General features: G+C 37.2%; 3 protein-coding genes and 1 CRISPR repeat array. Of the genes, 2 read left to right on the top strand and 1 reads right to left on the bottom strand.

Translation table 11 applies throughout. The features are described 5' to 3' along the window. Positions 1–223: 223 nt before the first annotated feature. Both Q0413_RS05440 and Q0413_RS05435 read left to right on the top strand, forming a co-directional pair. Complete coding sequence (locus Q0413_RS05440; RefSeq protein ID WP_298987965.1) at positions 224–877, top strand: hypothetical protein; 654 nt, start codon at positions 224–226, stop codon at positions 875–877. A gap of 198 nt (positions 878–1,075) precedes the next feature. Beyond that, positions 1,076–1,618, top strand: a complete 543-nt coding sequence (locus Q0413_RS05435) for a hypothetical protein (RefSeq protein WP_298987963.1) — start codon at positions 1,076–1,078, stop codon at positions 1,616–1,618. A gap of 445 nt (positions 1,619–2,063) precedes the next feature. Continuing rightward, a CRISPR array of direct repeats spans positions 2,064–2,611; the repeat unit is 30 nt; unit sequence GTTTCAATTCCCAACGGGATGGAATTCTAC. A 93-nt stretch (positions 2,612–2,704) separates the two neighbouring features. Here Q0413_RS05435 and Q0413_RS05430 read toward each other — a convergent pair. Continuing rightward, positions 2,705–3,347, bottom strand: a 643-nt coding sequence (locus Q0413_RS05430; protein WP_298987961.1) for an AAA family ATPase, incomplete at its 5' end; no start/stop codon positions are given.

Genomic DNA, 3,347 nt, shown 5'->3' with positions numbered 1-3,347 from the left:
GAATTTTAGAATTTTAGAATTTTAGAATTTTAGAATTTTAGAATTTTAGAATTTTAGAATTTTGCCCGTGCTTTGCTTGCTTTAAATTTTAAAATTTAGCGTAGTGCGGAGACTTTGAAATTTAGATTTTACCTGTTCTTTGCAGATTTTAAATTTTAAATGCACCATAAGAATAAGGCGGTAGAATACGCTAAAATATTTTTTATAAAAACGGGGAAATTTTATGAGGGACTATGATAAGGAGCCGATAATAGTAAAAAATGACTATTTGTTAAAAAGCAGATTAACAGTAGGAATTTTTTTCCTGATATTCGCATTAGTGTTCGCCATTAGATCTCTTTTTCCCATAGAAAGTTTCTTTAGTAGTAGTTTTAGAAAAGGCGAGCTAGCTCTTTGCATATTTATATTTTTCAAAACAATTTTTGGAGATTTTGCAATGCTGAAAGGCATGCTGGTAAATGACTTACAAATTAGAATTTTTGAGAAAATAATAGAATGCGATTATGTGGATTTCGCGGGGAATTTAAAGGTTCTAAAAATCCAGCTTACGGAGCATACAAAGATAACGTATTCATACTTTCCATGTTTTGGAGAAACTGCAAAACTTGATAGTAAAACTTTGATGAATAAAATTACGTATATAACAAATCTTGCAATGGCTATCATCATAAACTTTATATTTATAATTATCTTTCAATGCTTAAATTTCTTGAGGATAAAAAAATACTATATTTTTGATGATAACGGCACTATGATATCAGTAAAACAGAATAAATTACTTGTTGATAGATTCGGCAAAGTTCCTTTTAATAAGCGAACCTTGATGATATCTTTAACTAACTACAATTCAAAATTTTTTGATAAGGATAAAAAATAATTCTAATTTTAACGGTATCAAATTAGGTGAATAAGTAGAATGAAAATTTTAGCTTACGATCGCAACGGGCAAGATAGACGATGGCAACGAAGAGCTTAAAATTTGATGAGAGATCACGACAAAGAGTCTTAAAAGCGCCGAAATGAAACGCGATATAAAAGCCAAATTGATCTTAAAAGCTATAAATTAGGGGCTAGGGTGATAAAAGAGTTCATTAAAAAATGCTTCGAGCTAAAAGGGGTGAGGATTTTATTCTGGATCGCCTTGCTCTTTTTTACAATAGATTGTTTGGGCGTTATATTTGCCGGCATAGACGCGGTTTTTTTGGCGGAGTATAGCGGTTACGATATCGCGCATCCGTTTTCTATCGTTTTAAAAGCTTTTGAACTAACGTGGCACGAAGAAGCGAGCGATAGCGAAAGCGATATTTTCGGCGCTATGGTGTTGTATCTATTTTGCGCGACGGTGATTTTGCCTCTAATCATCTGCTGCCTCGTATTTTCCAAAATAAAGGCTTTTATTTTGCTGGATAAAATATCTGGCGCATCTGCATTTTTTATAAGTTTATTTTATACTTATTCGCTAGCTGTGATAATCCTAGCAAGAGCGGGTTTTACTTGGTTAGGTCATCTGTTTGATCGCTCAAATTTTAATTTTAACATAATGATGATAAGCGCTTTATCATCGCTAATAATCGCGTCTGTAACGGTTTTTATTCTAAAAAGAAGAGATAAAATTTAATGCGGATAAATTTATGAGGCCATCTTTGTTTGGCTAAATTTTGCGTAAATTAATACGCAAAATTTTATGAATAGGTCTAGAGATATGTAAATTTAAAAGGGGTAAATTTTGAAATGATCTTAAAATTTGTCCCCGCTTCAGATTTAAAATTTTAAGTTTCGAGGTTTGGAATTTCGATCATCGACTTCGATTTTTAAAATTCTAATCCTACCGACCTTTCAAAATTTTATGATCTAAAATCCTTACGCTTTTGAATCCTGCAACTCAAAGCCACTGTTTCTTAAATTTGAAATTCTAAGCTCTGAGATGCGGAACCTTGCTCGATAAATTTTAAAATCTAAGCCGGAATTTTTATTTGGCAAAAATTTTATCAGGCAGGATTTGGCTCGATAAATTCTATAGAATGCTAATATGTGAGAGGGAAAAATGAAATTTTAAATAGAGCATTTTAATTCCCAACGGGATGGAATTCTACCTCTCCAAGCTCCAGCGCGCGCCTGATTTTGGCGGGTTTCAATTCCCAACGGGATGGAATTCTACATCACGCGGCTCGATCTACTGAAAGACATTCAAGAGTTTCAATTCCCAACGGGATGGAATTCTACGCAAAATCGACAACAGCCGCTTAAATGCCATCTAGTTTCAATTCCCAACGGGATGGAATTCTACAGAGGCTACACGACGCTAGGGAGCTTTGATGATAGTTTCAATTCCCAATGGGATGGAATTCTACGCAGCATAAATCAAAGCATCATAGACGATAGCCGTTTCAATTCCCAACGGGATGGAATTCTACAAAAAATAAAACGAACTCGCATTTACTTCGTCGCGTTTCAATTCCCAACAGGATGGAATTCTACGCATTCTGTGCGGTTTTTTATTCGCTTGTTTGGTTTGTTTCAATTCCCAACGGGATGGAATTCTACTGGAATGGATAAGAATTTTCGTCGTTTGGCAAGAGATGTTTCAATTCCCAAGGAGATAGATTATTCGCCCAATTTATATTAATAAAGTATTAGATTTACCTCGTCAAATTTGTTCCACCAAAGCGCGGAATTTACCCTGCAGGATAAATTCCGCTGAATTTTACTTCACCCTCTTTATCTCGATCTCGCCGTCACGTGCGCCGATTTCGATTTTATCGCCCGTTTTGATCTCGTCGCTTAGGATCATATCGGCGATCTTATCCTCCACCAGATCGTAGAGCGCCCTTCGTAGCGGCCTTGCGCCGTATTCGATATCAAAGCCCGCCGAGGCGATGAGCTTTTTGGCATTTTCGCTTAGGCTTGCGTTAATGCCGCGATTTGCGAGCGTTTTTTGCAGGCTTTTAAACATAATGCCCACGATTTTTATAAGATCGTCCTCGCTTAGGGCGTTGAAGATCACGATGTCGTCTAGACGGTTGATAAATTCGGGCTTGAAATAATTCTTCAGCTCGCTCTTTACCGCCTCCTCTCGCTCGGCAAGTGCTACCTCGCGCGGCTTGTCCGTATTTTTGGCGTCAAGCTCCATAATCTTAGCCGAGCCGATATTGCTCGTTAGGATGATGATCGTGTTTTTAAAATCAACCGTAACGCCCTTGTTATCGGTCGCGCGCCCGTCGTCTAAAATTCCAAGCAGGATATTAAAAACGTCCTTGTGCGCCTTTTCGATCTCATCAAAAAGCAGCACAGAGTAGGGCTTTCTGCGCACAGCTTCGGTAAGCTGTCCGCCCTCATCGTAGCCCACG

The organism is uncultured Campylobacter sp. (genome assembly GCF_938045465.1).
In the GTDB taxonomy this organism is placed as follows: Bacteria; Campylobacterota; Campylobacteria; order Campylobacterales; family Campylobacteraceae; genus Campylobacter_B.
This window is presented reverse-complemented; position numbering and strand designations above follow the sequence as displayed.

What these genes read in the sequence shown, in the direction of transcription:
- Q0413_RS05440 (WP_298987965.1), top strand. Translation starts at nt 224, where the DNA reads ATGAGGGACTATGATAAGGAGCCGATAATAGTAAAAAATGACTATTTG.